Raw genomic sequence first — 24412 nt, forward strand, 5'->3', positions numbered from 1 at the left:
GCAAGCTCGACAGCTGCAGATTGGTGGCGATTATTGATCTGCAGTCTGCATCCCGGCCCGGGTCGGTTTGCCCAGAGCATGAGAGAAGAAACGCCCGGCTTCGGACACCATGGTGCGGTGGATGTCTTTGCGGTCGACGCCATCGGCATCGGTGCACAGCGCCGGCATGGCAATGATCTGCTCTTCGTTGCAAGGCGCCATGAACACGAAGTGCCCTGCCCCGGCCAGCAACTTGAAGTCCGGTGCAATCGGCAGTTTGCGCGCCAGGGCGGCGGCATTCTTGTCGAACGCCACCAGTTTGTCGCCGTCGCCGCTGTAGAGCAGCACCGGCACATGCACGTCGGCCAGGGTATGGCGGCCAAACTTCAGGCTCAGCGGCGCCATTAGCAGCAAGGCGCGAACCCGAGGGTCAGCCACCGGTTGCAAATCATCACGGTCGACAATCAATTCACCTTGGGTGTTGCAGGCATCGCGGTCGTCCGGGCGCTCCTGGCAATAGCGGCGCAGACGATCCAGGTCTGGCGTCGCGCCGGACAGAATCAGCGCCGTCTCCCCACCCGCCGAATAACCGATCACACCGACCTGATCGGCATTGACGAAGGGCGCGAGCATACGATCGCCGAGCGTCGCGGTAATGGCTTCGGAAATCTGGATGGGCCGACCGTAAAGGTTACTCAACGTACCGAGGCGGCTGTGGTCTTTGGAGTTGTCACCCGGGTGGATCACCGCCACCACCACAAAACCTTTGCGTGCCAGCGACGTGGCTAGGTCGTTCAAGGCCAGCGGGGTTCCGGTGTTGCCGTGGGACAGCATCAGCAGCGGGAAACGACCGATAGCGACTGGGGTGTCCTCGCCCGCTTCAACCGTGTAGCCCTCGATTTTGCTGGAGTGCTCCTTGTCGCTGGAGGGATAGAAGGCGATGGCGCGCATCGGCTGCAAGTCCAGAGGGTCGAGAAAGCTCATCTCATGGAAGCCGGCGCTCCAGTGAGGATGCGGCGCAGGCGCGGCGTGCACTGAATTCAGGCTGCTGAGCAGGCAAATCAGTAAGGTTGCACAAAGACGCACCATGGGATGCCCCACCTTGTTACTTGACCGGAAACGGTAACCCTCAACTGCATAACTCGGGCCAGGAGATGAAACAGCCAGAAACAAAAAACTCCGCATCTGGCACTTGCGTGATCAGAATACAGAGTTTTTTGAGTGTTGCCCGAGCTGTTTGATTTTCTTTACACAAGCCTTACGCGGCGGCGAACAACTGCTCGCTGATTTGCGTTTGAGCGTCGCTCATGGCTTTGGTACGGACATCGTCACCGTAAGCAAGGCCATGGGCACGGACGAACTCGAGGTCAGTGATACCGATGAAGCCGAACAGGACTTTCAAGTACTCTTCGTGAGCAACGCCAGTCGCCTGACCGGCATGCAGACCGCCGGAAGTCGATACGATGACAACTTTCTTGCCACCGCACAGGCCTTCAGGGCCGGCTTCGGTGTAACGGAAGGTCTGACCGGCAACGGCGATGCGGTCGATCCAGGCCTTGAGTTGAGTCGGGATAGAGAAGTTGTACATCGGGGCTGCAATCACCACGGCATCGGCGGCGAGGAATTCTGCCAACGTCGAGGCGCTCAGCTCGGCTTCGTGCTGTTGGGCGGCGTTGCGCAGTTCAGCGGTGGTGCCGGCGGCAACCAGCGTCGTGGTGGAGAAATGGCTGATGGCATCAGCGGCCAGGTCGCGGTAGGTCACCACGGCAGTCGGCTCGGCAGTTTGCCAGGCTTTAACGACTTCGCTGCTCAGCTGACGGGAAGCCGAGTTGTCACCAAGAATGCTCGAATCGATATGCAGCAGTTTCATGTGGGATCTCCAGGTGAGGATCGCCACGAGGCGATCTGATGGAGAGAATCCTACAGGCGAAACCAATAGATGATTAGGCCGCAACAATGCGATAGTTCGTCCCACTGATAGAACAATCGAGCTCAACCATGCAAGACCTCAATGATCTTTACTACTTCGCCAAGGTCGTCGAAGCCGGTGGCTTCGCAGCGGCCGGGCGTTTGCTCGGGATACCCAAGTCGCGGTTATCACGGCGCATCGCCGAGCTGGAAGAACGTCTGGGCGCGCGCCTGCTGCAACGCACCACCCGACAATTGAAGCTGACCGCCGTGGGTGAACGTTACCTGCGGCACTGTCAGGCGATGCTGCTGGAAGCCGAGATGGCGGATGAAGCCGTCGCCAGCATGTCCAGCGAACCTCGCGGGCGTTTGCGGGTGTCCTGCCCCGTCGGGCTGGCCCACGAAATTCTGCCGACAGTGATTAGCGATTTCCTTGAGAAGTTTCCTCAGGTTCAACTTGAGGTCATGTTGCTCAACCGCCGCGTCGACCTGGTGACCGAGGGCGTCGATGTCGCGCTGCGGGTGCGTGAGTTGGGCGATGAGGATCCGCTGCTGGTCACCCGACGTTTGCGCCAGGCCCAGATGGCGATGGTCGCCAGCCCCGCGTTCTTGCACGGACGTGAGATCAACCACCCCGAAGACCTGAAAAACCTGCCCGTGCTCGGCGCCCTGGAACCCGACCGCATGGTGCATATCCGCATGCTCGATCAACAGGGTAAAAGCTTTGAGTTGAGCCTCGAAGCGCGATTGGGCATCGACGACTTTATCGTGCGCAAGGCCTGCACCCTCGCTGGCCAGGGCTTTACGATGCTGCCGATGATGTATTGCGAGCAGGAACTGGAAAACGGCTCGCTGGTGCAGTTGCTGCCCGATTGGTCGTTGCCTGGCGGCTGGCTGCAAGCGGTCTACCCTCATCGGCGCGGGGTGATGCCGGCCGTACGCGCCTGGCTCGACCATTTGATCGAATCATTCAATGCCTGTGGGGACCGACTGATATGAAGCCTGGACGTATGAGCGAAAAGGACGTCGCGCAATTCTGTCTCGCGCTGCCGGGTGCTCGGGAAGACTACAAGTGGGGTGGCGTGCGGGTGTTTTCGATTGCGGGGAACAAGATGTTCGCCTTGCAGAATCTGCGGGGCGACTCCCTGGCCTTCAAGGTCGACAAGGACTTGTTTCTCGGTCATTGCGACCGTCCGGGAATCCGCCCGGCGCCGTATCTGGCGCGGGCTCAGTGGATCATCATGGAAACGCCCTACCCTTTGGGCACCGAAGAGCTACAAGGCTTGTTGCAGCGTTCCCATCAATTGGTGGTGAGCAAGTTGCCCAAGCGTACCCAGGTCGGACTGCTGCTTTAAAACAGCGCCAGCAGATTTGCCCCCAGGAACAGTTGATCGATCCAGAACACTTGGTGCAGCAGCACGATCATCCAGAACAACAGCTGAAACGACAGTTTGCGCGTCTTGTGCCGAAACACCTGCTGCGCCAGCAAGGCGCCCGGCCAGCCGCCGGCGAGTTCCACCGCATGCAGCACGTTCTCTGGCGTGCGCCAATTGTCGGCGCGAGCCTTGCGCTTGTCGCTCCAGTACAGAAAAAACGCCAGCACGCTGACGATCCCATACGCCGCCAAGGGAATCACCGAAACCCCACGCAGCCACAACGACATCGAGCCGAACAGCGGCAGCACGCACAGCACCGCGAACACCAGTAGTTTCAGCCGAGGTTTGCGGATCTCTCCACCGGGCTTGCTTCCGGGGTTGTTGCGCGCGCTGGCGTCATTCATGGCTTGACCGCGGCCCAGTCAACCCAACCAAACTGCCAAGTGGCCAGGATGACCAGACCGAATGCGATGCGATACCAGGCGAACGCCGCGTAGCTGTGGCTGGCGATGAACTTGAGCAAGCCCCTGACAGCAATCATTGCAAAGATGAAGGCGGTGACGAAGCCGATTGCGAACACCGGAAAATCAGACGGTACGAACAGGTGGCGGTATTTGTAGCCTGAGTAAACGGCCGCAGCGACCATGGTCGGCATCGCCAGAAAGAACGAAAACTCGGTAGCGGTCTTGCGTGACAGCCCGAACAGCAAGCCACCAATGATGGTCGAGCCGGAACGTGAAGTCCCGGGAATCATCGCCAGGCACTGGGCGAAGCCGACTTTAAGGGCATCTTGCCACGTGATCTCATCAACGGTTTCGGCATGCACTTCATGCTGACGCTGTTCGGCCCACAACATGACGATCCCGCCCACCACCAACGCCGCAGCGACGGTGATCGGGTTGAACAGGTATTCGTGGATCAAATCGGAAAAAATCACCCCCAGTACCACGGCCGGCATGAAGGCAATCAACAGGTTTGCGGTAAAGCGACGAGCGCCGGGCTGCGTTGGCAAACCGGTCACCACTTCGAGGATCTTGCGGCGAAACTCCCACACCACCGCCAGAATCGCCCCCAGCTGAATAATAATGTTGAAAGCAATGGCCCGCTCGCCACCGAAGTTGAGCAAGTCCGCCACAATGATTTGGTGACCGGTACTGGAAATCGGCAAAAACTCCGTCAGCCCTTCTACAACGCCTAAAATCAATGCCTGCAAGGCCGTCCAAAGATCCATCAATCCCCCAAAGGCGATGCGCAAAAGCATGCCCCGTTAATATTTGTCAGAGCGTTAACTGCGATCAGCGTAGCTGAAGTCCCGCGCGCACAGGATCCAGACGAAACCGTAAAAATTCCGTGAAAAATCAACTTGGATTCAGGTTTTTCCGTGCGGGGCCGAAATCCTATCAGACAAGCCCGATTAGCGCTGCCGCGTTATTGGACTTGGGTCGGATATGACCGTTCGGCGAAGTGTGGTTGGATGCTGGCGATCATTTATTACAAGAAAAAGAAACCGGAGTGACAGCGTTATGAACAGCTTGCGCAGTATGTCGATCAGCCGACGTTTGTGGCTCATCTTGATCGTCGCCGTGATGATGCTAATGACGTTGGGCGTCTTGATGCTCAAGCAGATTCACGAGGACCTGTACCACGCCAAGGCTCAGAAAACCCAGCATGTGGTGCAAACCGCCAGTGGCATTCTGACCTATTACCACGACCTCGAAACCGCCGGCACGCTCACCCGCGATGCCGCGCAGAAGCAGGCACTGACTGCCGTTCGCGGTCTGCGCTATGACCAGAATGACTACTTCTGGATCAATGACCTGACGCCGGTGATGATCATGCACCCGGCCAACCCGAAACTCGATGGTCAGAACCTCTCGGCGATCCGCGACCCGGATGGTTTTGCCCTGTTTAACGAAATGGTCGCCGTCGCCAAGGCCAAGGGTGCCGGCACGGTCGACTATCGCTGGCCTAAACCGGGGGCCAACGCGCCGGTAGAAAAAACGTCCTACGTCAAACTGTTCGAACCCTGGGGCTGGGTGATCGGTTCGGGCGTGTACATCGATGACATGCAAGCCGAGTTCTATGGCCAGGTCTGGAAGGCCTCGTTCGTGGGGCTGGTGATTGCCCTGATCATGGCGCTGCTGGTGATCCTGATCGCCCGCAGCATCGTGCGTCCACTGCAGGAAACCGTGAACGCCATGGCCAACATCGCCAGCGGCGAGAGCGACCTGACCCGCAGCCTCGACACCGATGGCCAGGATGAAGTCGCGCAGCTGGCACGGCACTTCAACGCTTTCACCGCCAAGCTGCGACTGGTGATCAAAGAACTGCAAGTGTCGGCCAGTGCCCTGGGCCAGTCGTCCAGCGAACTGGGCAACGACGCTGCTCAGGCGCAGCAACGCAGCCAGCAGCAGTCCCAACAAATGGAATTGGTGGCCACTGCCATTAATGAAGTGACGTATGGCGTGCACGATGTTGCGAAGAACGCCGAGCACGCCGCCAGCGAAATGCGCGATGCCGAGTCTCAGGCGCAGCAGGGCCAGGTCAATATCGATGGCAGCCTGCAACAGATCGACAAGTTGTCGTCCACCATCGATCAGGCAGTGGAAGTGATTCGCACCTTGGCCGCCGAAAGCACGCAGATCGGCAGCGTCCTCGAAGTGATCCGCTCCATCGCCGAGCAAACCAACCTGCTGGCCCTCAACGCGGCCATCGAAGCCGCCCGGGCCGGCGAGCAGGGTCGCGGTTTTGCGGTGGTGGCTGATGAAGTGCGATTGCTGGCCCAGCGTACCCAGAAGTCCACGGCCGAGATCCAGTCGATGATCGAGCGCCTGCAAAGTCACTCCGAAGCGGCGGTCAAAGTGATCGGCGACAGCAGCCGTGCATCGCAGTTGACCATCGAGCAGGCCGGCCTGGCCGGTGCAAGCCTGAATGCTATTGGCCAGGCGCTGCGCAACCTCAACGGGCTGAACGCCTCCATCGCCAGCGCGACCTTGCAACAGGCGCATGTGGTCGAGGACATCAACCAGAACGTCACCCAGGCAGCCGGCTTGTCCCACAGCACAGCGCTGGCGGCCGAACAGTCGAGCGTGGCCAGCGTTCACCTGAAGGAATTGAGTGAGCAATTGAACGGTCTACTCAAGCAGTTCCGGGTGTAACCCGAAAAGATCGCAGCCTTCGGCAGCTCCTACAGGGAGATGCGCTCGGCGTAGGAGCTGCCGCAGGCTGCGATCTTTTGATCTTCAAACTTCGCGCCTTCCCGTTACAATCTGCCCCCCCTTTCAGACTTCCCCCAAGGAACCTCCATGTCCGGGCTTGAACTGTTTGCCGCCGCCCTCGGCGTCATTGCCGTCTGGTTGACGGTCAAACAGAACCCTTGGTGCTGGCCGATCGGCCTGGTCATGGTACTGCTTTATAGCTGGATCTTTTTTGAGGTGAAGCTCTACTCGGACATGCTGCTGCAGGTGATCTACGCCGCGTTGCAGCTCTATGGCTGGTGGCAGTGGACGCGTGCGGGGGACGCGCACCAGGGTCGGCACGTCAGTCAACTCGACGGTAAATCGGTTGCTTCTGGCCTGGTTATTGGAGCGGTCGGCAGTCTGTTACTGGGCGCGGCCATGGCCCATTGGACCGACGCCGCGCAGCCTTGGCTCGATGCTGCGCTGACGGGTTTCAGCCTGGTGGCGCAATTGTGGATGGCGCAAAAACGCGTGCAGTGCTGGCCGCTGTGGATCGTCCTGGACTGTATTTTCGTCGGCCTCTTCCTGTACAAGGGGATGTACCTGACTGCTGCCCTGTATGGCCTGTTCACCCTGCTGGCCATTCAAGGCTGGCGCACATGGCGCAGCGATCCGCTGCTGTGCCCATGAAGGTGTTGGTGCTGACAGGGCCGGAATCCAGCGGAAAAAGCTGGCTTTCGAGCGAGATTCACGCCAATTTTGGCGGCATATTGGTCGGTGAGTACGTTCGGCATTTCATCGAAAGTGAAGCCCGCGAAACCTGCTACGATGACATTTCATCCATCGCACATGGCCAGCTGACTTGGGAAGATGAAGCACGCGCCAAACAACCGTCACTGTTGATTCTCGATACGCACCTCTTAAGCAATATCCTTTGGAGTCGCACATTGTTTGGCGCTTGCCCGACGTGGATCGAGCAAGCATTGCTGGCACGGCACTACGACCTGCATTTGCTGCTGAGCCCTGAAACCGTGGCCTGGCATGACGATGGGCAGCGTTGCCAACCGCAACTGGCAGAACGCCAGGCGTTTTTCCAGGCCAGCCACCAATGGCTTGACCTGCACCGCCAGCCTTGCCAGGTACTGCAAGGTGATTGGAAACAGCGCAAGGACGCGGCATTCGAGGCTGTGACGCGCTTGCTCAAGGCCTGACAAGGGTAACTTCCGCCCTGTCGCAAATGTCCATTCCTGAAACACCCACCCCTGCGCAAACCCGCGAGCTAAAGCGGTCCGAGCGCTCCGTCAAAAAAATGTTAAGCCACTGATACAACCTGCCTTCAGCGCCCTCAGCGAGCAATGCCGCCAGCATGGACGGCGCTTTTGCGTGGCTCTGTCTCAGAGGCGTTACAACATTTTTTTGACCACCTCGACAATTAAAGCCAACCAACTGTTTTTAAAAGAAAAACGAAAACCGGCACACCTTCTGCTCTCTTCCTCGCAACGCTGATAAGGGCCAGCGTTCCACTTACAGAAGGAATTGCCGCTGTGGGGAAATTTGATAAAAAAATCTATAGCCTCCTGCTGATCGGATGCGCACTGGGCTCAAGTATTTGCCTGCCTGTACAAGCTGACAACGGCATCATCATTATCAAACGTGATGTCCAACCACGCATGGCAACGCGTGCGCCGATGATTCCCGACCCTAGCCCCACGACCGCCAATGCCAACCCGTCCAAACAGATCCTCAGTCAAACGAACGAGTTGAGCGACGGCGACTTTGCCGGTGTCGCCAGTGGTGCAGGCATCTCCCGCCTGGTCACTCAAAACACCAACAACCTGGGCGGCAATATCAGCAACCAGACCCAGCTTTCCAACCTCCCCGCTGGACGTTCGGGAAATGCCGGCAACGGTATTGCCAATATGGTCAATTCAAGCGTCCAGCAAGGCCTGGGTGCTCTGAAAGTCATAACGGGAGACCGTTAAGATGAATCGTACGCTGCTGATTATCGCCATGTTTTGCAGTGCATCGACCTTTGCCCAATCTCCCGTCATCAACAACGCCGAAATCGACGGTTCGGGCACGCAGTACCAAGGCAACCTCGGGGTCAACCAGGCTGCCGGCGATCTACAGCAACAGGCTAACGCCCGGGCCATCGCCATTGGCCATGGAGCCAGCGCGACCACACAGATACGCCAACGGCTGCGTACGGTGGTCGACCCCAGGATCGATGCTCGATCCAGCATTCAAGGCGACTCCTTCAGCAACGGCAGCGGCGTACTGGGCGTCAACCAGAGCGCGGGCGCCAGCAACCAGCAAGCCAATGCCCTGCGGATAAGCGTCAGCACACAGCCGCAAAGCATCGACGACAGCGTCCTCAGGCAACAGAACGTGACGCTGATCACCAACTCCGATCCAACTGACTCTGCACCAGGCTATCGCCAGGTCGCTACCAGCGATCAGGCCTTCACCGGTAGCCGTGGGGTGATCCAGTTGAATCAGAGCGCCGGGGTGGGAAACCGAACGGCCAATACCCTGAGCGTACGGGTCACGGATTGACCCAAACAGGTAGGTACAACACTTAACCTAAAATAAGTACGGAGAACCACCATGAAACCTTCGATGGCAATAAAACCTCTGGTTTTTGCAATCGCTGCGGTCTTGGCTGTTGCTGCACAAGCTGGACAGAACGATCGGCGTGGTCACCATAATGGTCATCACAACAATCACCATACCCCTCCTCCAACAGTGATCCATACCAGCGCGACCGCCAATGCGAACGATAGGCAGAGCAGTACCGGCAACCGCATCTACAACGAAGGGACTGAGAACTCAGCCGAGATGAGCAGCTCTGCCTCAGGCGCGAGCGGCAACGTCGGTGTCAACGTGGCAGCAGGCGCCGGCAACCAACAAGACAACGCGGCCGCCATCGCAAACGCTGGCGCCACCTCCAGCCTCGATAACAGCTTCGTGTTCGGCAATGCCGACGCCAGCGCTCGAGTCACGCAATACAGCAACAACAACAAAGTGTGGAACTACGGCACCCAAAACTCTGCCGTGATGAGCGGATCGGCCGATGGCAGCAGCGGCAATATGGGGGTCAACATTGCTGGTGGCGACCTTAACCAACAGAAAAACACCATGGCAATTGCCAACTCCAACTCCCCGTTGGGTAACGCATCAGCCAGCGCCTCTGCCAATCAAAGCGGTCCTGGCCTGACAGTGAATAACAACGCTGATCGGACCTACCGCGTGGATACCATTACGGTAACCAAAACGGCCAGCGGTAGTTTCTCTAAAGATAAGTCATTCGAGGTTAGCGGCAGTCAAAGCGCTTCTTCGAGCTGGGCTGCGGCCGGGGCCAGGAGCTCTGATTCCAGCGGTTCCCTCAGCATTGATGTAAGCGGTTCGAAGAGCAGCAATGCGAGCGGTTCCAACAGCAGTTCTGCGAGCGGTTCTAACAGCAGTTCTGCGAGCGGTTCCAACAGCAGTAGTGCAAGCGGTTCTTCGAGTGCATCCTTGGATGCTTCCTTGAGCGCTACTTTGGACGCTGCTGCGGCGGCTTCCCATTCCACTACCGTCAATAATGGCCGTGGCGATCGCACCCGCAGCAGCAGTTCCGATGCATCGCTTACCGCATCGCTTGACGCAACGCTTAACGTAGCGGTAGACAAATCGTTCGACAAATCGCGCGATTCCTCGTTCGACAGATCTCGCGACTCCTCGTTCGACAAGTCTCGCGAATCCGCGTACGACAAATCGCGCGATTCCTCGTTCGAAAAATCGTTCGATAAATCGTTCGAGAAATCGAACGCCTCCTCGTTCGAAAAATCGGCCAGTAAATCGTCCGAATCCGAGTTCGCAAAAGCGGGAAGCTTCAGTGAAAGCAGTTCATTTGATTTGAGCAACACCTACTCCTATCAAGTGCTGACTCCAACTGGCTGGGCTAACCCTGTGACCAACACTGCAACCCTGAGCGGTTCGGTGAATGGCGGCAGTGGCAACCTGGGCGTCAACGTGGCTGCCGGTGTGGGTAACCAACAAAGCAACTCGCTGTCCATTGCCAACCAGTCGTTCTAATTGCTGTCTCTGGAGGCCCCCTTATGGGGGCCTTTTTCAACACAACCAGAAGGCGTCCCACTATGCGCATTATCGCCTTGGCATTTTTGCTTTGCGTGGCCAGTGTGATTGAGGCTGCACAATTGCCGCTTTCCGTCCTGCCGGGCGGCGCGGTGGTGTATAAGCCGATCCAGAGCATACGCGAGCGTAAATTTGCCGACCTGGTGCAACAGAAAACCGACTTCAGTTGCGGCGCAGCTGCGCTGGCGACCGTATTGCGCCAGGCCTATTGGCTGGACGTGAACGAAGAACAAATCATCGAAGGCATGCTGTCACACTCCGATCAGGATCTTGTCCGCGTCCAGGGCTTCTCCATGCTCGACATGAAGCGTTACGTGGAGAGTATCGGTATGCGGGCCCGCGGCTACCGGGTAGCGACGGAAACGTTGAGCGAAATCAGAATTCCGGTTGTGGTACTCATGGATATTCGTGGTTACAAACATTTTGTGGTCATGCAAAGAGTCCATCAGGGCTGGGTATATATCGGAGATCCGGTACTCGGTCATAAACGTTACAAAGTCGAAGACTTTGTAAAAGGCTGGAACGGCATCATCTTTGCCGTCATCGGCCAAGGCTACGACAAAACCAATGCGTTGCTCGCCCCCCCCCTGCCACTGACCGCCAAGAACCGCATCAACACCTTCAGCCCGGTGCAAGACGCAGAGTTGATGGATTTCGGATTCATTCAAAGCGACTTCTTCTAATAACAAGGGAGCACGACGCTCCGGGAGCATTCCAATGAAGACTCCAATCTGGCTGGCCGTGGTTTGCCTGGCCGCCAGCCTGCCGACCCAGGCTCAGACGTTCAAACCCATTGAACTGAATGATCAGGAATTGGCGACCCTGCGAGGCCGCTATGTCATGCCGGGACGGATCGTCAGTTTCGGCATTGTCATGACCAGCGCTTGGCAAAATGCCAACGGTGAAGTGATCGGGGCAACTTCCTCGATGCAAATTCAACAATCGACCATCAAGCCACAGTTCTATGTATCGATGATCGACGAAAAAGGTAATGGTTCAGCGAGTTCGCAAGGCACCGGTACCGTCACTGGCGGCAACGGCCTCAACAGCACCGAAGGCGTCACTCAAGTCGTGCGTGCTGCCGGCGACCATAACACTGCCTACAACAATGTTGATATCAACGTCACAAAGGCTAACCAAGCGCCAGCAACGCAACAGCAGGGCCAGGCATTGGCCGCAGGCTCGACGTTGGTCGGCGCCAATGGCGCGGGCTCGCTGAGCGTTTCCTCCACCGGTACAGGTGTGCAACTCAATATCGTGGCCAACAACAACCAGGGCAGTACCGTACAACGCCTGGCCCAGGGTGGGCTGATGCAGAACACGACGTTGCTCGGCGGTGGCAACCAGGTCCGCAACCTCACGTCCCTCAATGTCGTGCTGCGTGACAACGTGGCGACAGGAGGGTCCCTGAACGGCAACCTGGACCAGCTCAAAGGTCTTCGCACTCAAGGATTCTGATCTACGCTCAGTCTCATCAGATGAAGTCAGAAGGGACGGCTAACCCATGCACCGATCGTTAACGTTCAGAGCTATCGTTTGTTTGAGTAGCCTGGCCCCGGCGACACTGCTGTACGCAGCACCGGACCCCCAGGTCGAGATACTAAAACAAGAACTCATGGAGTTGAAACAGCGTTACGAAGCACAACAGAACGCGCTGATGGTACTCGAGCAACGCGTTCGCCAAGTCGAAGAAGCACCTGCGACACCGGCTCCCAAACGCCTGACCAAATCCCCTGCCGAAACGACCAAGGGTGCCCAGACGGTGGCCGCCGGTGCGCCGGGAACCACAGGCAGTTCATACGGCCAATCGCTCAAGGATGATTCGGAGCCTGCGCAAAGCGTTTCCAACCTGTATGACGAAGCCAGCGGCTTTTTCGGGGGCGGCAAGTTCAGCTTCGAAACCGGCCTGACCTACACGCACTACGATACCCGTGCATTGGTACTTAACGGCTTCCTGGCACTGGACTCGATTTTCCTCGGCAACATCAACCTCGACCGCATCAAGGCCGACAACTGGACACTGGACCTGACCGCCCGCTACAACACGGGACAACGCTGGCAGTTCGACATTAACGTCCCCGTGGTTTATCGCGAATCAACGTACTCCTCCGGTGGCGCCGGTGGCGCTGGCCCGGTGACGTCGGACGCAACCGTTACCCGCGACCCGACCATCGGCGATGTGAACGTTGGCGTTGCCTACAAGTTTCTGGATGAGTCGGCCAATCTGCCCGACGCGGTCGCGACCCTGCGCGTCAAGGCGCCGACCGGCAAGGACCCTTACGGTATCAAGCTGGTCAATGACCCTGGCAACGATAACCTCTCGGTGCCCGAGGACTTGCCTACCGGCAATGGTGTCTGGTCGATCACCCCGGGTCTCTCGCTGGTCAAGACCTTCGACCCGGCCGTGCTGTTCGGCAGCCTGTCCTACACCTACAACATGGAAGACTCTTTCAGCGACATCAGCCCTCAGGTCAACTCCAAAGTAAAAGGAGACGTGAAACTGGGCGACTCCTGGCAGGTCGGCGCCGGCATTGCATTCGCCTTGAACGAGAAGATGAGTATGTCGTTCTCGTTCACCGATCAGTTCGCCCGCAAGAGCAAGATCAAGCCGGACGGTGGCGATTGGCAATCGATTACCAACAGCGATTACAACTCGGCCAACTTCAACATCGGCATGACCCTGGCAGCAACCAATAACCTGACAATCGTTCCCAACCTGTCCATCGGACTGACCGACGACTCGCCAGACTTTTCCTTCAGCCTGAAATTCCCGTACTACTTCTAATCCACAACAACAAAGCCCCGCTGCGACTTCAATCCCAGCGGGGCTTTTTTTGTCTTTAGATCTTGCGTCTAACGTATTTGATGCTTGTGCAACAAACGGTAGAAGGTAGGCCTGGATATCCCCAGCACCTTGGCGGCGATGCTCAAATTATCGCTGTGGCGGTTAAGTACATCGCACAAGGCCTGGCGCTCTGCCCGGTGCTTGTAGTTTTCCAGCGTGCCCATCGGCGCGGCAACGGCCTGCTGGCTGATCAGCCCCAAGTCTCGCGCCTCGATCTGCCGGCCTTCGGCCAGTACCAACCCGCGACGTACCCGGTTGGCCAGCTCGCGCACGTTGCCCGGCCAGTCATGCTTGCCCATGGCAATCAAGGCGTCTTCACTGAAGCTGCGCGGACGGCGGCCGGTTTCATGGCTGTAGAAGTGGGAAAAGTGGTTGGCCAGCATCGATAAGTCACCCTGGCGCTCACGCAGTGGCGCGGTGACGACTTGCAGTACGTTCAGGCGGTAGTACAAATCCTCACGAAAGCGTTTCTTCTCGATCGCTGCCTCAAGGTCGGCGTGAGTCGCCGCCAATACCCGCACATCCACCGGAATCGGCTGACTGCCGCCTACACGCTCTATGTGTTTTTCCTGTAGGAAGCGCAGCAGGTTGGCTTGTAACTCCAGCGGCAGGTCACCGATCTCATCGAGAAACAGTGTGCCGCCATTGGCCGCTTCGATCCGCCCGACCTTGCGTTGGTGGGCGCCGGTAAAGGCGCCTTTCTCGTGGCCAAACAGTTCGGACTGGATCAAGTGTTCGGGAATTGCGCCGCAATTTATCGCGATGAAGGGTTTGCTGTGACGCTGGGATTGTCGATGCAGGGTGCGGGCGACCAGTTCTTTACCGGTACCGCTTTCACCACGAATCAATACCGGAGACTCGGTGGGCGCCAGCTTGCTCAGCAACTTGCGCAGTTCGCGAACGGGCTTGCTGTCGCCAAGCAGCTCGTGCTCCGGCTGATCAATGTGAACCGTGCCCTGCCCACGCAGGCGTGCCATCCCGAATGCTCGCCCCAGCGTCACCTGAACCCGGGACACATCGAACGGCAAGGTATGGAAATCGAAAAACCATTCGCAGACAAAGTCCCCGACATTTTGCAACCGCAGGACTTCCTGATTGAGCACGGCGATCCACTCGGTACCGCTGCGGCTGATCAGTTCTTTGACGGCTTCCGGGCGTTCCAGGTGAAAGGGTTGCAAACGCAACAGGCCGACGTCGCAGGTTTTGTCGGCGGCGTTTTCCAGAGTACAGCTGTCAACGTCCCAACCCACAGAGCGCAAACCCGGCAGCAGACGATGACAGTCGTCGCAAGGGTCCACTACTAACAATCGTCGTAAGGCAGGCACTTCGATCATGACTGTTCCTTGGCGCCAAATTTAGGAAATTTTATTAAAAACAGTCGTTTGGCGGACCTGGCTGTAACATTAGCAAGAATTTGACGTGGCCTTGTACCGTTTGACTATAGGACGGTTGCGTATGTAGTTATAAGAAGCAAACTTGGTAGTTACCTATCGAGTTAAACCTTTCATTCAGCTTTCAAAATCTGTCTGGATCATGAGCCGATGGAAGAAAGTTGAAATTTCTTTTAATTGTATGTGACCTGCCCCCCGGTTGCGGGCATCAGTACAAGTAACCAGCCGAACGGTAAGCCCAACCGACGGCACATCATTTGTTTGGGCATATAGAGAGAAGACCCATGAACGCCCCGCTCCGTATCAACGAAGCTCTTTTGATTGCCGACCGCGCATTTCAGCCTTTCCAATGCGTGGCCTGGGCTCCACAAGACGGCAATGGCGAACTCAGCCTGACCGTTATCGATCGCACCAACACCCGCAGCATCGGCCGTAAGCAGATCCCGAGCAGCGCCTATACCGATCCCGCACAACTTGAATGCGTGCTCAAACAGGCCCGCGCCGAGTTGAGCCTGGAAGGTTACAAACTGCAATCGTGGTCGATGCCACACTAAGCATTTTGCGGGTTACTTATCGGTAACCCGCACCCTCCCTGATTAGTATTCGAAGTTGCTCGCAGCCAACTATTGGCAGGCTTGCCAGTGGTTCGAAAAGACACTGTTCTGGCACACAGCGACCCTCCGCTTATTAGTTCTGACCGTTGTGCATTTACTCATTCAGGGATTGAATGTCTTCCTTATACAGTCGCCACCCAACTCCTGGATCAGGACGACTCGCAAGGAGCTGCGTGCATGTCAATCCAGACAGCGTTTGCCTCACCTGCAGCACTGAACGACGCCGGAACGCTCGATACAACCTTTGCCGGCACCGGCAAAACCCAAGTGTATTTCGCTGGCAGCCTCTCAAGCATGGCCAACGGTGTGGCGATTGATTCACGTGGCAGGTTGTTGGTCGCGGCGAAGGTCGAAACGCGAGGCGGCAGCCGCTTTGGCCTGGCTCGCCTGCTTGAGGACGGCTCGGCAGATCTGGCGTTCGGCAATAACGGCAGCGTCATCGGGCAATTTGAACACGGCTTCGAGGCCATGGCCGGCAAAGTCCAGGTTCTGCCTGATGGGCACATTCTGGTCGCCGGCCTGCACTACGAAAATACTCGCCAGACACTGCCCGCCCTCGCCCTGTTTGATCAACATGGCCGCCCGGTTCAAGGTTTTGGCGACAATAACCGGTGCGTCGTGCGTCTACCGGGCGGCCTTTCCCAGGGCATGCGTGACGACTGGCTACCCCCCGGCGTACCGGGCGCAGAAGCCTGTGATGTCTGCGTGCAGGAGGACGGTCGAATCCTGCTGCTGGCCAATCATCACTTCGAACTGGCCGATCATGTCGGCATCCTGATACGACTTAACACCGACGGCTCGCTGGACGAGACCTTCAACGGTCGTGGCTTCGTGATTGTCAGGCACTTGCTGATGAACACCTGGCTCAGTGCCCTGAGGGTGCAACGAGACGGTCGAATCCTGGTGGGCGGGTCGATCAACTTCCCTGAAGAAGGTCTGCTGGCCCGCTATCACACCGACGGCAGGCTCGACGATTGTTTCGCCGTGGATGGTTTTATGACCTTCAAGGCACGGGGGTTTAGCGCTCAGGTCAGCCAGATCGTCCAACAGGAAAATGGCGATGTGCAGTGTTTTGGCAGCAGCCGCGACCCGATGCACTGCATGGCACTGAAAGTACACGGCAACGGTCGCCCGGACATTCATTGCAATGGAGGCCAGGCCCAATTGCTGCAGATCGGCCAATGTGGCTGCCAGTGGACCGCCGCGCAGGCACTGCCGGACGGCTGCGTGCTGACGGCCGGCGCCACGATCGGCGGTTTCGAGGCGGATTTCATTCTGGCCCGGCATCTACCTGACGGGCAACTCGATCACAGCTTCGGCAATGGCATCGGTTGGGTTCGCACTCACCTGAGCCGCAGCCTGGATACCGCGACTTCAGTGAGCATCCAGACTGATGGAAACATTGTCGTAGGAGGCTATTCACTGGATGGAAATTATCGGGCAGTCGTCGCACGCTATCTGGGGTAGGCCTGCATAATTTTCCTACACTTGATCTTCCCTTCCGCTTACGGCAAGTTGCGCGCTTCTTAATACAAGGAGTAGCCGATGCCCGGTTCAATGGCTCAGGCGTTCGCGCACAATTTTCTCGGGCATTCACCCCGCTGGTACAAGGCAAGCATTGTCGGCTTCCTGATTCTCAACGCATTGGTGTTGTGGACCGTGGGCCCAGTGGCGGCCGGTTGGCTGCTGGTGCTGGAATTCATCTTCACCCTGGCCATGGCGCTCAAGTGCTATCCGTTGATGCCCGGTGGCCTGCTGCTGATCGAAGCGCTGCTGCTGAAGATGACCACGCCCCAGGCACTCTACGACGAACTGGTGCACAACTTTCCAGTGATCCTGCTGCTGATGTTCATGGTAGCCGGCATCTACTTCATGAAAGACCTGCTGCTGTTTCTGTTCTCACGGCTGCTGCTCGGGATTCGCTCCAAGGCGCTGCTGGCGTTGATGTTCTGCTTCCTGTCGGCGTTTCTGTCGGCGTTTCTTGATGCATTGACGGTAACCGCTGTGATCATCAGTGCGTCCGTCGGGTTTTACTCGGTGTATCACCGCGTTGCCTCGGGCAATGATCCGCGTCAGGACAGCGAGTTTGGCGATGACCAGCACCTGCCCACACTCCATCACGCCGACCTCGAACAATTCCGCGCCTTTCTGCGCAGTCTGCTGATGCACGGCGCCGTGGGCACCGCACTGGGCGGTGTTTGCACACTGGTCGGTGAGCCACAGAACCTGCTGATCGGCCACGAGATGGGCTGGCACTTCTCTGAATTCTTTCTGAAAGTCGCCCCGGTTTCGTTGCCGGTCCTGGTGGCAGGTCTGATGACCTGCGTCCTGCTGGAGAAACTGCGTTGGTTCGGTTATGGCACGTTGTTGCCGGACAACGTGCGTACGGTACTGGCCAATTACGCCGCCGAAGACAATGCCGAACGCACCTCACGCCAACGTGCAGCGCTCATCGTGCAGGGATTGGCAGCGCTGATTCTGATTGCGGGGCTGGCGTTCCACATTGCCGAGGTCGGCCTGATCGGCTTGATGGTGATCGTGCTGATCACCGCCTTCACCGGCATCACCGACGAGCACCGCATCGGCAACGCGTTCAAGGACGCCATGCCCTTCACGGCGCTGCTGGTGGTGTTCTTCGCCGTGGTGGCGGTGATACACGATCAGCAACTGTTCACGCCTTTGATCCAGTGGGTGCTGGCCCTGCCGGCGGATCAACAGCCGGGCATGCTGTTTATTGCCAACGGTTTGCTGTCGGCCATCAGCGACAACGTGTTCGTCGCGACCATTTACATCACCGAAGTGAAACAGGCCTTCATCTCCGGCCACATGAGCCGTGAGCATTTCGAAACACTGGCGATTGCGATCAATACCGGCACCAACCTGCCGAGCGTGGCGACGCCCAATGGTCAGGCTGCGTTTCTGTTCCTGCTGACCTCGGCGATTGCACCGCTGATTCGCCTGTCGTACGGGCGGATGGTGTGGATGGCGTTGCCGTACACCGTGGTGATGGGAGTTCTTGGCTGGTATGCGGTGAGTTTCTGGCTTTGAGACATCAGGTCTGACGCCTTCGCGGGCAAGCCTCGCTCCTACAGGTTTTATATCGATCACACGGACACCGATAACCTGTAGGAGCGAGGCTTGCCCGCGAAGAACGATAACGCGGTTAACCTGCGTTGAGGATGTAGCGCTCGATTGCTTGCGCCGCGCCGTCCTCGGTATTGGCGCCAGTCACCACATCGGCCTGGCGCTTCACCGCCTCCTCTGCCTGCCCCATGGCGATCGACAGTCCGGCGCGATGAAACATCGCCGGGTCGTTGCCGCCGTCGCCCAGCGCTGCGGTCTGCTCCAGCGGCACACCGAGAAATTCGGCCAGTGTCGCCAGCGCCGCGCCCTTGTTGGCTTGCATCGCGGTCACGTCCAGGTACACCGGCTGTGAACGCGAGACCTGCGCCTGGCCCTCGACCTTGGGCAGCAGCTGCGCTTCCAGCTCGATCAGCAACTGAGTGTTATTGCTGGTGGCGACGATCTTGTCGATACGCTCAAGAAAAGGCTCGAAACTCTCCACCACCACCGGCGGATAGCCCAGCCCGTGCTGTTCGCGCGGGACCATCGGCCCGTTCGGATCCTTCAACAGCCAGTCGCCCCCGCTGAACACCCAGACTTCAACGTCCGGTTGATCGGCAAACAGCGCCAATGCCGTCAGCGCCGCCGTTGCCGGCAAGTAATGCGCGACCAGTAAACTGCCGTCCGGATTGACGATGGTGCCGCCATTGAAGGCTGCCGTTGGCAGGTCGACGCCCAAGGCTTCTATCTGCTGCAACATGGCTTTCGGCGGACGGCCGGTGGCCAGGCTGAACAGCACGCCGGCCTCGCGCAAGGAACGCACCGCTGAAAGGGTACGCTGGCTGAGGCTGTGATCGGGCAGCAGCAAGGTGCCGTCCATGTCGCTGAGCAGAAAACGGATGGGGTGTTGCATTGCATCACTCATCCGAGGCCGTGCCAGACGCGACCGTCGCGGGTCAGCAATTCTTCTCCAGCCTTCGGCCCGTCGTCGCCAGCGGCATAGCTCTGCACGCTCGCGTCCTGCTGCCAGGCATCAAGGAATGGCTGCACGGCGCGCCAGCCGTTCTCGATGTTGTCGGCGCGCTGGAACAGCGTCTGATCGCCGGTCAGGCAATCGTAGATCAGCGTTTCGTAGCCGGTGGACGGCTGCATTTCAAAGAAATCCTTGTAGGCAAAGCCCAGTTCGATATTGGCCATCTTCAAGGCCGGACCGGGTCGTTTGGCCAGCAGATCGAACCACATGCCTTCGTTGGGCTGAATCTGGATCCGCAGGTAGGTCGGTTGCAGCTCATCGACCTCGGTATCGCGGAACTGTGCATACGGCGCCGGTTTGAAGCAGATGACAATCTCGGTATCGCGCACGCTCATGCGCTTGCCGGTGCGCAGGTAGAACGGCACGCCGACCCAGCGCCAGTTGTCGATCATGACTTTCAGCGCGACGTAGGTTTCGGTATTGCTGTCGGGCGCCACGTTATTTTCCTGGCGATAACCCGGCAACTCCTTGCCGTCGATTTCACCCGTTGTGTATTGGCCGCGTACCGAGTTGGCCAGCGCCTCCTCGACCGACCAGGGCCGAATCGCACCGACCACCTTGGCTTTCTCGCCGCGTACCGCATCAGCGCCGAAGGCCGCCGGCGGCTCCATCGCGACCATCGCCAGCAATTGGAACAGGTGATTGGGCACCATGTCCCGCAAGGCGCCGGTGTGTTCATAAAAACTGCCACGGGTTTCCACGCCGACGGTTTCGGCGGCGGTGATTTGTACGTGGTCAATGTAGTGATTGTTCCAGAACGCTTCGAACAGGCTGTTGGAGAACCGGCTGATCAGAATGTTCTGCACGGTTTCCTTGCCCAGATAGTGATCGATTCGGTAGATCTGGTTTTCCGTCATTACCTTGAGCAAGCAAGCGTTCAAGGCTTCGGCGGTGTGCAGATCGGAACCGAAAGGTTTTTCGATCACCACCCGTCTGAACGCTTCAGGCGCTTCCGCAAGCAAGCCGGCGGCACCGAGACGGCGCACCACTTCGCTGAAAAAGCGTGGCGCGGTGGCCAGGTAGAACACCGCGTTGCCAGTGCCGCTGGTGGCGATTTTCGCCGCCAGCGCTTGATAGGTGCTGTCGTCCAGGAAGTCACCCTGGACGTAGCTGATGCCTTTGGCCAGCTTGGCCCACAAGTCCGGGTCAAGGGCTTGATCGCCCTTGCCGACCTTGGCGGCCACTTCGGCCCGAATGAAGTCTTCGAGTTTTTTCGCAAAGGCTTCGTCGGTGATGGCGTTGTGGTCAACGCCGATGATCCGCAGTCCATCCCCAAGCAGACCGTCACGACTCAGGTTGTACAGCGCCGGCATCAGCAGACGCTTGACTAGGTCACCATGGGCACCGAACAGGAACAGCGTGGTCGGTGGTGCGGGTTCTGCCTTGGATTTATTGCGGATCAAGCGAGTCATTTTTTCGCAGTCTCCACATGGCCGCCGAAGCCGAAGCGCTGGGCCGAGAGAATCTTGTCGCCAAAGGTGCCTTGCCCGCGCGAACGGTAGCGCGAGAACAGCGAGTTCGACAGCACCGGTACGGGCACCGATTGCTCCATGGCGGCTTCAATGGTCCAGCGACCTTCACCGCTGTCAGCCACCGAACCGGAATAACCGTCGAGCTTCGGGTCACTGGCCAGGGCGTCGGCGGTCAGGTCGAGCAACCAGGACGACACCACACTGCCACGGCGCCAGACTTCGGCGATGTCGCCAACGTTCAGGTCGAAACGCTGGTCTTCCGGCAGGTTGGTGCTGGCTTTGGTCTTGAGAATGTCGAAGCCTTCGGCGAAGGCCTGCATCATTCCGTATTCGATGCCGTTGTGGATCATTTTCACGAAATGGCCAGAACCGGCCGGACCGGCGTGGATGTAACCGCGCTCGGCACGATCGTCTTCGGACTTGCGGTCCTTGGTCCGCGGGATGTCGCCCAGGCCCGGTGCAAGGCTCTCGAACAGCGGATCAAGGCGCTTAACCACCTCGGCTTCGCCGCCGATCATCATGCAGTAACCACGCTCCAGGCCCCAGACGCCGCCGGAGGTACCGACGTCGACGTAGTGCAGGCCTTTCTCCGACAGGGTTTTCGCCCGGCGGATGTCGTCCTTATAGAAGGTGTTGCCGCCGTCGATGATGGTATCGCCGGCTTCAAGCAAGGTGCCCAGGGTGTCGATGGTGTCTTCGGTCGGTGCGCCGGCCGGCAGCATGACCCACACCGCACGCGGTTTGGCCAGGCCAGCGACGAGCGCCGGCAGGTCGATGACGCCAGAGGCGCCTTCTGCGGCCAGGGTGTCGACAAAGGCGGTATTGCGGTCGTAAACAACGGTGGTATGCCCGTTGAGCATCAGGCGCCGCGCAATATTGCCGCCCATGCGGCCCAGTCCAATAATCCCGAGTTGCATGTGCTGATGCTCCCTACTACAAATAATGTGTGTCAAAGGTTATAGCCCAACGCGACTCATTCGACTTAGTCCAGCGTTGGGGCACATAGTTTCCGGGCATTGTGCCCGATCCAGATTGATAACGTCGGTAATCGCGCCGAAGACACAACGACCATGAAAAATAAAAAAGTTCCCTTCCGGGGCAAAAGAAATCAAAATCAGCGCCGATAGTAAGTCAGCATCCGATTTCGGGGCAGGTTTACAGTTGAGGCAGCCATTTGCGAGGTGAGCAATGGGCACAGTACATGCGGCACAACCAGCACAAACCCTTTACGTCACGATCCGTCGTGATGAATTGCGCCAGTTGAAAGACGAGCGCGCCCAGTTGAGGCAGGAGCTCGCGCAATTGCGCTTGTTGACACAAGGCACTCAGGCCCAGCCCTTACCCGTCGCCCTCCATGCCCCTCACGCCTGATCCCCTCGCTTGAATCGGAAACAGCCCTCTGCTGTTTCCGACATGCCATCCCCGTTGACAAACCCGGCAACTCACGAAGTTTTCACCTCCGGTTATTGATACTCCGGCTCATTATGGCCGCTCGGTATCCGTGCGGCATCCGTTCGTCGGCGACATGGAAGGCCTCGACGGTCGAAGTGATTACTAGGCTGGAGCTCTAATGGCTTTGTTTAAACGCAGCAATACGTCTGCGAACGGTTTCGACTGGACAGGATTTCTCTGGCTGTTCCTGTTCTTCTGGTATTTCTCTGGCATTACCCAACTGCTGATCCAACTGACAGGCACCTCCGGCTTTACCGGGTTCCGCCAGGCCTTTGTGATGAGCGCCATCTGGCTAGCGCCGATGCTGCTGTTCCCCAAACAAACACGTGTCATGGCCGCACTGATCGGTGTGGTGCTGTGGGCCTGCTCGATGGCCAGTCTGGGTTATTTCTTCATCTATCAGCAGGAATTTTCCCAAAGCGTCATCTTCATTATGTTCGAATCGAACATCTCTGAAGCGGGCGAGTACATGACTCAGTACTTTGCCTGGTGGATGGTCGCGGCGTTCCTCGCCCACACCGCTTTTGCTTACTTGCTCTGGACTCGCTTGCGCCCGGTGTACATGCCTCGCGGTCGGGCACTGGTGGCTGCAACGGCCATTGTGGTTGCTGTCGTCGGTTATCCGCTGATCAAGCAAACCGCGCGTACCGGCACCCTCGCCGGCGGTCTCGAGAAATTCGAAACGCGCATCGAGCCCGCCGTGCCTTGGCAGATGGCCGTGGCCTATCACCGCTACCTCGATACCCTGGCCGGCATGCAAGACATGCTCAATAGCGCCAGCAAGATTCCACCGCTGCACAACCTCAAGGATGCCTCGGCCAATCAGCCGGCGACCCTGGCGCTGGTGATCGGCGAGTCCACCAACCGTCAGCGCATGAGCCTGTATGGCTACCCTCGGGAAACCACCCCGGAGTTGGACAAGCTCAAGGATCAACTGGCGGTCTTCAATAACGTCATCACCCCGCGCCCTTACACCATCGAGGCGTTGCAGCAGGTGCTGACCTTCGCCGACGAAGAAAACCCTGACCTGTACCTGTCGACCCCGTCGCTGGTGAGCATGATGAAGCAGGCGGGTTACAAGACTTTCTGGATCACCAACCAGCAGACCATGACCAAGCGCAACACCATGCTGACGACCTTCTCCGAGCAGGCCGACGAGCAGGTGTACCTGAACAACAACCGCAACCAGAATGCCGCCCAGTACGATGGCGACGTGATCGAGCCGTTCAACAAGGCATTGACCGACGCTGCGCCGCGCAAGCTGATCGTCGTGCATTTGCTCGGCACGCACATGAGCTACCAATACCGCTATCCGTCGACCTTCGATAAGTTCAAGGACCGCAAAGGCGTTCCGGACGGTGTGCGCGACGATCAGGTGCCGACGTACAACAGCTATGACAACGCGGTGCTGTACAACGACTTCGTGGTCTCGAGCCTGATCAAGGACTACGCCAAGTCTGATCCAAACGGGTTCCTGCTGTACCTCTCCGACCATGGTGAAGACGTGTTCGATTCCCCTGGCCGTAGCACACTGGGTCGCAACGAGAGCAAACCGACGGCGCCGATGTACACCATTCCGTTCATGGCCTGGGCCTCGCCGAAATGGCGCGAAAACCATGACTGGAGCTTTGCCGGTGATCTGGGGCGTCCTTACAGCAGCTCGCATCTGATCCATACCTGGGCTGATCTCGCAGGCTTGAGCTTCGACGAAATGGATCGCAGCAAGAGCCTGGTCAGTGCCAGTTTCAAGCCCCGGCCATTGATGATCGGCAATCCTTACGAGCGCGAGCAAAAGGCGTTGATCGACTTCAGCCTGATGAAACCCAAGGCCACGCCTGCCGACCCGGCAGTCGCTCAGAAGTAATCCTTTCAGGGGCCGGTTCCGGCCCCTTTTCCTACGCCATTGCGCGACTGCTCTGTCCGAAACATCCCAAAGATAATAATTATTCTCGTTAATGCTAAA

24 protein-coding genes are annotated in these 24412 nt (G+C 58.2%); 16 read left to right on the forward strand and 8 right to left on the reverse strand.

Going from position 1 to position 24412, the window contains the following annotated elements; all coding sequences use genetic code 11:
* Positions 1 to 30: 30 nt before the first annotated feature.
* Together ACYZT5_RS08745 and ACYZT5_RS08750 are read right to left on the reverse strand one after the other, a co-directional pair.
* On the reverse strand, positions 31 to 1068 hold the full coding sequence (locus tag ACYZT5_RS08745) for an alpha/beta hydrolase family protein (RefSeq protein ID WP_462050733.1): 1038 nt from the start codon (positions 1066 to 1068) through the stop codon (positions 31 to 33).
* Positions 1069 to 1237: 169 nt separating this feature from the next.
* Positions 1238 to 1849, reverse strand: a complete 612-nt coding sequence (locus ACYZT5_RS08750) for an FMN-dependent NADH-azoreductase (protein ID WP_462050734.1) — start codon at positions 1847 to 1849, stop codon at positions 1238 to 1240.
* 128 nt (positions 1850 to 1977) lie between these two features.
* Between ACYZT5_RS08750 and ACYZT5_RS08755 the strand changes: the two genes are divergently transcribed.
* Both ACYZT5_RS08755 and ACYZT5_RS08760 read left to right on the forward strand, forming a co-directional pair.
* On the forward strand, positions 1978 to 2886 hold the full coding sequence (locus ACYZT5_RS08755) for a LysR substrate-binding domain-containing protein (protein ID WP_462050735.1): 909 nt from the start codon (positions 1978 to 1980) through the stop codon (positions 2884 to 2886).
* A complete protein-coding gene (locus ACYZT5_RS08760) occupies positions 2883 to 3242 on the forward strand; it encodes an MmcQ/YjbR family DNA-binding protein (protein ID WP_462050736.1) in 360 nt (119 codons plus the stop codon). The genes ACYZT5_RS08755 and ACYZT5_RS08760 overlap by 4 nt, the downstream gene beginning before the upstream one ends.
* On the opposite strand, the gene ACYZT5_RS08765 is transcribed toward ACYZT5_RS08760, so the two are convergent.
* Positions 3239 to 3667 (reverse strand): DUF1294 domain-containing protein, encoded by a 429-nt coding sequence (locus ACYZT5_RS08765; RefSeq protein ID WP_462050737.1) that lies wholly within the window; start codon positions 3665 to 3667, stop codon positions 3239 to 3241. The genes ACYZT5_RS08760 and ACYZT5_RS08765 overlap by 4 nt on opposite strands.
* The gene (locus ACYZT5_RS08770) at positions 3664 to 4494 is read right to left on the reverse strand and encodes an undecaprenyl-diphosphate phosphatase (RefSeq protein WP_462050738.1); all 831 of its coding nucleotides are present in this window, start codon (positions 4492 to 4494) and stop codon (positions 3664 to 3666) included. Before ACYZT5_RS08770 ends, ACYZT5_RS08765 begins: the two co-directional genes overlap by 4 nt.
* A gap of 292 nt (positions 4495 to 4786) precedes the next feature.
* On the opposite strand from ACYZT5_RS08770, the gene ACYZT5_RS08775 reads away from it, so the two are divergent.
* The 9 genes from ACYZT5_RS08775 (at position 4787) to ACYZT5_RS08815 (ending at position 13364) form a co-directional block, all read left to right on the forward strand.
* Positions 4787 to 6421 (forward strand): methyl-accepting chemotaxis protein, encoded by a 1635-nt coding sequence (locus ACYZT5_RS08775; protein WP_462050739.1) that lies wholly within the window; start codon positions 4787 to 4789, stop codon positions 6419 to 6421.
* Between the two features lie 147 nt (positions 6422 to 6568).
* Positions 6569 to 7132: a nicotinamide riboside transporter PnuC gene (gene pnuC, locus ACYZT5_RS08780; RefSeq protein WP_462050740.1), complete on the forward strand. Its 564-nt coding sequence runs from the start codon at positions 6569 to 6571 to the stop codon at positions 7130 to 7132.
* Positions 7129 to 7653 (forward strand): AAA family ATPase, encoded by a 525-nt coding sequence (locus ACYZT5_RS08785; RefSeq protein WP_462052219.1) that lies wholly within the window; start codon positions 7129 to 7131, stop codon positions 7651 to 7653. Before pnuC ends, ACYZT5_RS08785 begins: the two co-directional genes overlap by 4 nt.
* A 333-nt stretch (positions 7654 to 7986) precedes the next feature.
* Positions 7987 to 8424, forward strand: coding sequence for a hypothetical protein (locus ACYZT5_RS08790; RefSeq protein ID WP_462050741.1), 438 nt, complete (start codon positions 7987 to 7989; stop codon positions 8422 to 8424).
* A gap of 1 nt (position 8425) precedes the next feature.
* Entirely contained in the window at positions 8426 to 8998 is a 573-nt protein-coding gene (locus ACYZT5_RS08795; RefSeq protein WP_462050742.1) for an adhesin, read from the forward strand.
* 51 nt (positions 8999 to 9049) lie between these two features.
* On the forward strand, positions 9050 to 10519 hold the full coding sequence (locus ACYZT5_RS08800; protein ID WP_462050743.1) for a heme utilization protein: 1470 nt from the start codon (positions 9050 to 9052) through the stop codon (positions 10517 to 10519).
* Positions 10520 to 10581: 62 nt separating this feature from the next.
* Positions 10582 to 11262 carry a C39 family peptidase gene (locus ACYZT5_RS08805; RefSeq protein WP_462050744.1) on the forward strand — a complete coding sequence of 227 codons (681 nt, stop codon included), beginning with the start codon at positions 10582 to 10584 and terminating at the stop codon, positions 11260 to 11262.
* A 34-nt stretch (positions 11263 to 11296) separates the two neighbouring features.
* Complete coding sequence (locus tag ACYZT5_RS08810; protein WP_462050745.1) at positions 11297 to 12037, forward strand: hypothetical protein; 741 nt, start codon at positions 11297 to 11299, stop codon at positions 12035 to 12037.
* 46 nt (positions 12038 to 12083) lie between these two features.
* A complete protein-coding gene (locus ACYZT5_RS08815; RefSeq protein ID WP_462050746.1) occupies positions 12084 to 13364 on the forward strand; it encodes a coiled-coil domain-containing protein in 1281 nt (426 codons plus the stop codon).
* Between the two features lie 68 nt (positions 13365 to 13432).
* On the opposite strand, the gene ACYZT5_RS08820 is transcribed toward ACYZT5_RS08815, so the two are convergent.
* Positions 13433 to 14758, reverse strand: coding sequence for a sigma-54 dependent transcriptional regulator (locus ACYZT5_RS08820; RefSeq protein WP_462050747.1), 1326 nt, complete (start codon positions 14756 to 14758; stop codon positions 13433 to 13435).
* A 341-nt stretch (positions 14759 to 15099) separates the two neighbouring features.
* Between ACYZT5_RS08820 and ACYZT5_RS08825 the strand changes: the two genes are divergently transcribed.
* From ACYZT5_RS08825 to nhaB, 3 genes are all read left to right on the forward strand, one after another.
* Positions 15100 to 15369 (forward strand): hypothetical protein, encoded by a 270-nt coding sequence (locus ACYZT5_RS08825; protein WP_462050748.1) that lies wholly within the window; start codon positions 15100 to 15102, stop codon positions 15367 to 15369.
* Positions 15370 to 15606: 237 nt separating this feature from the next.
* Entirely contained in the window at positions 15607 to 16896 is a 1290-nt protein-coding gene (locus ACYZT5_RS08830; RefSeq protein WP_462050749.1) for an NHL repeat-containing protein, read from the forward strand.
* Between the two features lie 78 nt (positions 16897 to 16974).
* Positions 16975 to 18477, forward strand: a complete 1503-nt coding sequence (gene nhaB, locus ACYZT5_RS08835) for a sodium/proton antiporter NhaB (protein ID WP_462050750.1) — start codon at positions 16975 to 16977, stop codon at positions 18475 to 18477.
* A 115-nt stretch (positions 18478 to 18592) separates the two neighbouring features.
* On the opposite strand, the gene ACYZT5_RS08840 is transcribed toward nhaB, so the two are convergent.
* From ACYZT5_RS08840 to gnd, 3 genes are read right to left on the reverse strand one after another with little or no spacing between them, the layout of a single operon-like run.
* Positions 18593 to 19417, reverse strand: coding sequence for an HAD family hydrolase (locus ACYZT5_RS08840; RefSeq protein ID WP_462050751.1), 825 nt, complete (start codon positions 19415 to 19417; stop codon positions 18593 to 18595).
* Complete coding sequence (zwf, locus tag ACYZT5_RS08845) at positions 19414 to 20937, reverse strand: glucose-6-phosphate dehydrogenase (RefSeq protein WP_462050752.1); 1524 nt, start codon at positions 20935 to 20937, stop codon at positions 19414 to 19416. Before zwf ends, ACYZT5_RS08840 begins: the two co-directional genes overlap by 4 nt.
* Positions 20934 to 21914, reverse strand: a complete 981-nt coding sequence (gnd, locus tag ACYZT5_RS08850) for a phosphogluconate dehydrogenase (NAD(+)-dependent, decarboxylating) (RefSeq protein ID WP_462050753.1) — start codon at positions 21912 to 21914, stop codon at positions 20934 to 20936. Before gnd ends, zwf begins: the two co-directional genes overlap by 4 nt.
* A 271-nt stretch (positions 21915 to 22185) precedes the next feature.
* On the opposite strand from gnd, the gene ACYZT5_RS08855 reads away from it, so the two are divergent.
* Both ACYZT5_RS08855 and ACYZT5_RS08860 read left to right on the forward strand, forming a co-directional pair.
* Positions 22186 to 22368, forward strand: a complete 183-nt coding sequence (locus tag ACYZT5_RS08855) for a DUF6026 family protein (RefSeq protein WP_462050754.1) — start codon at positions 22186 to 22188, stop codon at positions 22366 to 22368.
* Positions 22369 to 22567: 199 nt separating this feature from the next.
* Entirely contained in the window at positions 22568 to 24313 is a 1746-nt protein-coding gene (locus ACYZT5_RS08860) for a phosphoethanolamine transferase CptA (RefSeq protein ID WP_462050755.1), read from the forward strand.
* The last annotated feature ends 99 nt before the right edge of the window (positions 24314 to 24412 follow it).

It is taken from the genome of Pseudomonas sp. LB3P14 (genome assembly GCF_054898045.1).

Excerpts from the sequence above, each read along its gene's own strand:
- ACYZT5_RS08745 (WP_462050733.1), bottom strand. The coding sequence starts at position 1,068 with ATGGTGCGTCTTTGTGCAACCTTACTGATTTGCCTGCTCAGCAGCCTG.
- ACYZT5_RS08750 (WP_462050734.1), bottom strand. The coding sequence starts at position 1,849 with ATGAAACTGCTGCATATCGATTCGAGCATTCTTGGTGACAACTCGGCT.
- ACYZT5_RS08755 (WP_462050735.1), top strand. The coding sequence starts at position 1,978 with ATGCAAGACCTCAATGATCTTTACTACTTCGCCAAGGTCGTCGAAGCC.
- ACYZT5_RS08760 (WP_462050736.1), top strand. The coding sequence starts at position 2,883 with ATGAAGCCTGGACGTATGAGCGAAAAGGACGTCGCGCAATTCTGTCTC.
- ACYZT5_RS08765 (WP_462050737.1), bottom strand. The coding sequence starts at position 3,667 with ATGAATGACGCCAGCGCGCGCAACAACCCCGGAAGCAAGCCCGGTGGA.
- ACYZT5_RS08770 (WP_462050738.1), bottom strand. The coding sequence starts at position 4,494 with ATGGATCTTTGGACGGCCTTGCAGGCATTGATTTTAGGCGTTGTAGAA.
- ACYZT5_RS08775 (WP_462050739.1), top strand. The coding sequence starts at position 4,787 with ATGAACAGCTTGCGCAGTATGTCGATCAGCCGACGTTTGTGGCTCATC.
- pnuC (WP_462050740.1), top strand. The coding sequence starts at position 6,569 with ATGTCCGGGCTTGAACTGTTTGCCGCCGCCCTCGGCGTCATTGCCGTC.
- ACYZT5_RS08785 (WP_462052219.1), top strand. The coding sequence starts at position 7,129 with ATGAAGGTGTTGGTGCTGACAGGGCCGGAATCCAGCGGAAAAAGCTGG.
- ACYZT5_RS08795 (WP_462050742.1), top strand. The coding sequence starts at position 8,426 with ATGAATCGTACGCTGCTGATTATCGCCATGTTTTGCAGTGCATCGACC.
- ACYZT5_RS08800 (WP_462050743.1), top strand. The coding sequence starts at position 9,050 with ATGAAACCTTCGATGGCAATAAAACCTCTGGTTTTTGCAATCGCTGCG.
- ACYZT5_RS08805 (WP_462050744.1), top strand. The coding sequence starts at position 10,582 with ATGCGCATTATCGCCTTGGCATTTTTGCTTTGCGTGGCCAGTGTGATT.
- ACYZT5_RS08810 (WP_462050745.1), top strand. The coding sequence starts at position 11,297 with ATGAAGACTCCAATCTGGCTGGCCGTGGTTTGCCTGGCCGCCAGCCTG.
- ACYZT5_RS08815 (WP_462050746.1), top strand. The coding sequence starts at position 12,084 with ATGCACCGATCGTTAACGTTCAGAGCTATCGTTTGTTTGAGTAGCCTG.
- ACYZT5_RS08820 (WP_462050747.1), bottom strand. The coding sequence starts at position 14,758 with ATGATCGAAGTGCCTGCCTTACGACGATTGTTAGTAGTGGACCCTTGC.
- ACYZT5_RS08825 (WP_462050748.1), top strand. The coding sequence starts at position 15,100 with ATGAACGCCCCGCTCCGTATCAACGAAGCTCTTTTGATTGCCGACCGC.
- ACYZT5_RS08830 (WP_462050749.1), top strand. The coding sequence starts at position 15,607 with ATGTCAATCCAGACAGCGTTTGCCTCACCTGCAGCACTGAACGACGCC.
- nhaB (WP_462050750.1), top strand. The coding sequence starts at position 16,975 with ATGCCCGGTTCAATGGCTCAGGCGTTCGCGCACAATTTTCTCGGGCAT.
- ACYZT5_RS08840 (WP_462050751.1), bottom strand. The coding sequence starts at position 19,417 with ATGAGTGATGCAATGCAACACCCCATCCGTTTTCTGCTCAGCGACATG.
- zwf (WP_462050752.1), bottom strand. The coding sequence starts at position 20,937 with ATGACTCGCTTGATCCGCAATAAATCCAAGGCAGAACCCGCACCACCG.
- gnd (WP_462050753.1), bottom strand. The coding sequence starts at position 21,914 with ATGCAACTCGGGATTATTGGACTGGGCCGCATGGGCGGCAATATTGCG.
- ACYZT5_RS08855 (WP_462050754.1), top strand. The coding sequence starts at position 22,186 with ATGGGCACAGTACATGCGGCACAACCAGCACAAACCCTTTACGTCACG.
- ACYZT5_RS08860 (WP_462050755.1), top strand. The coding sequence starts at position 22,568 with ATGGCTTTGTTTAAACGCAGCAATACGTCTGCGAACGGTTTCGACTGG.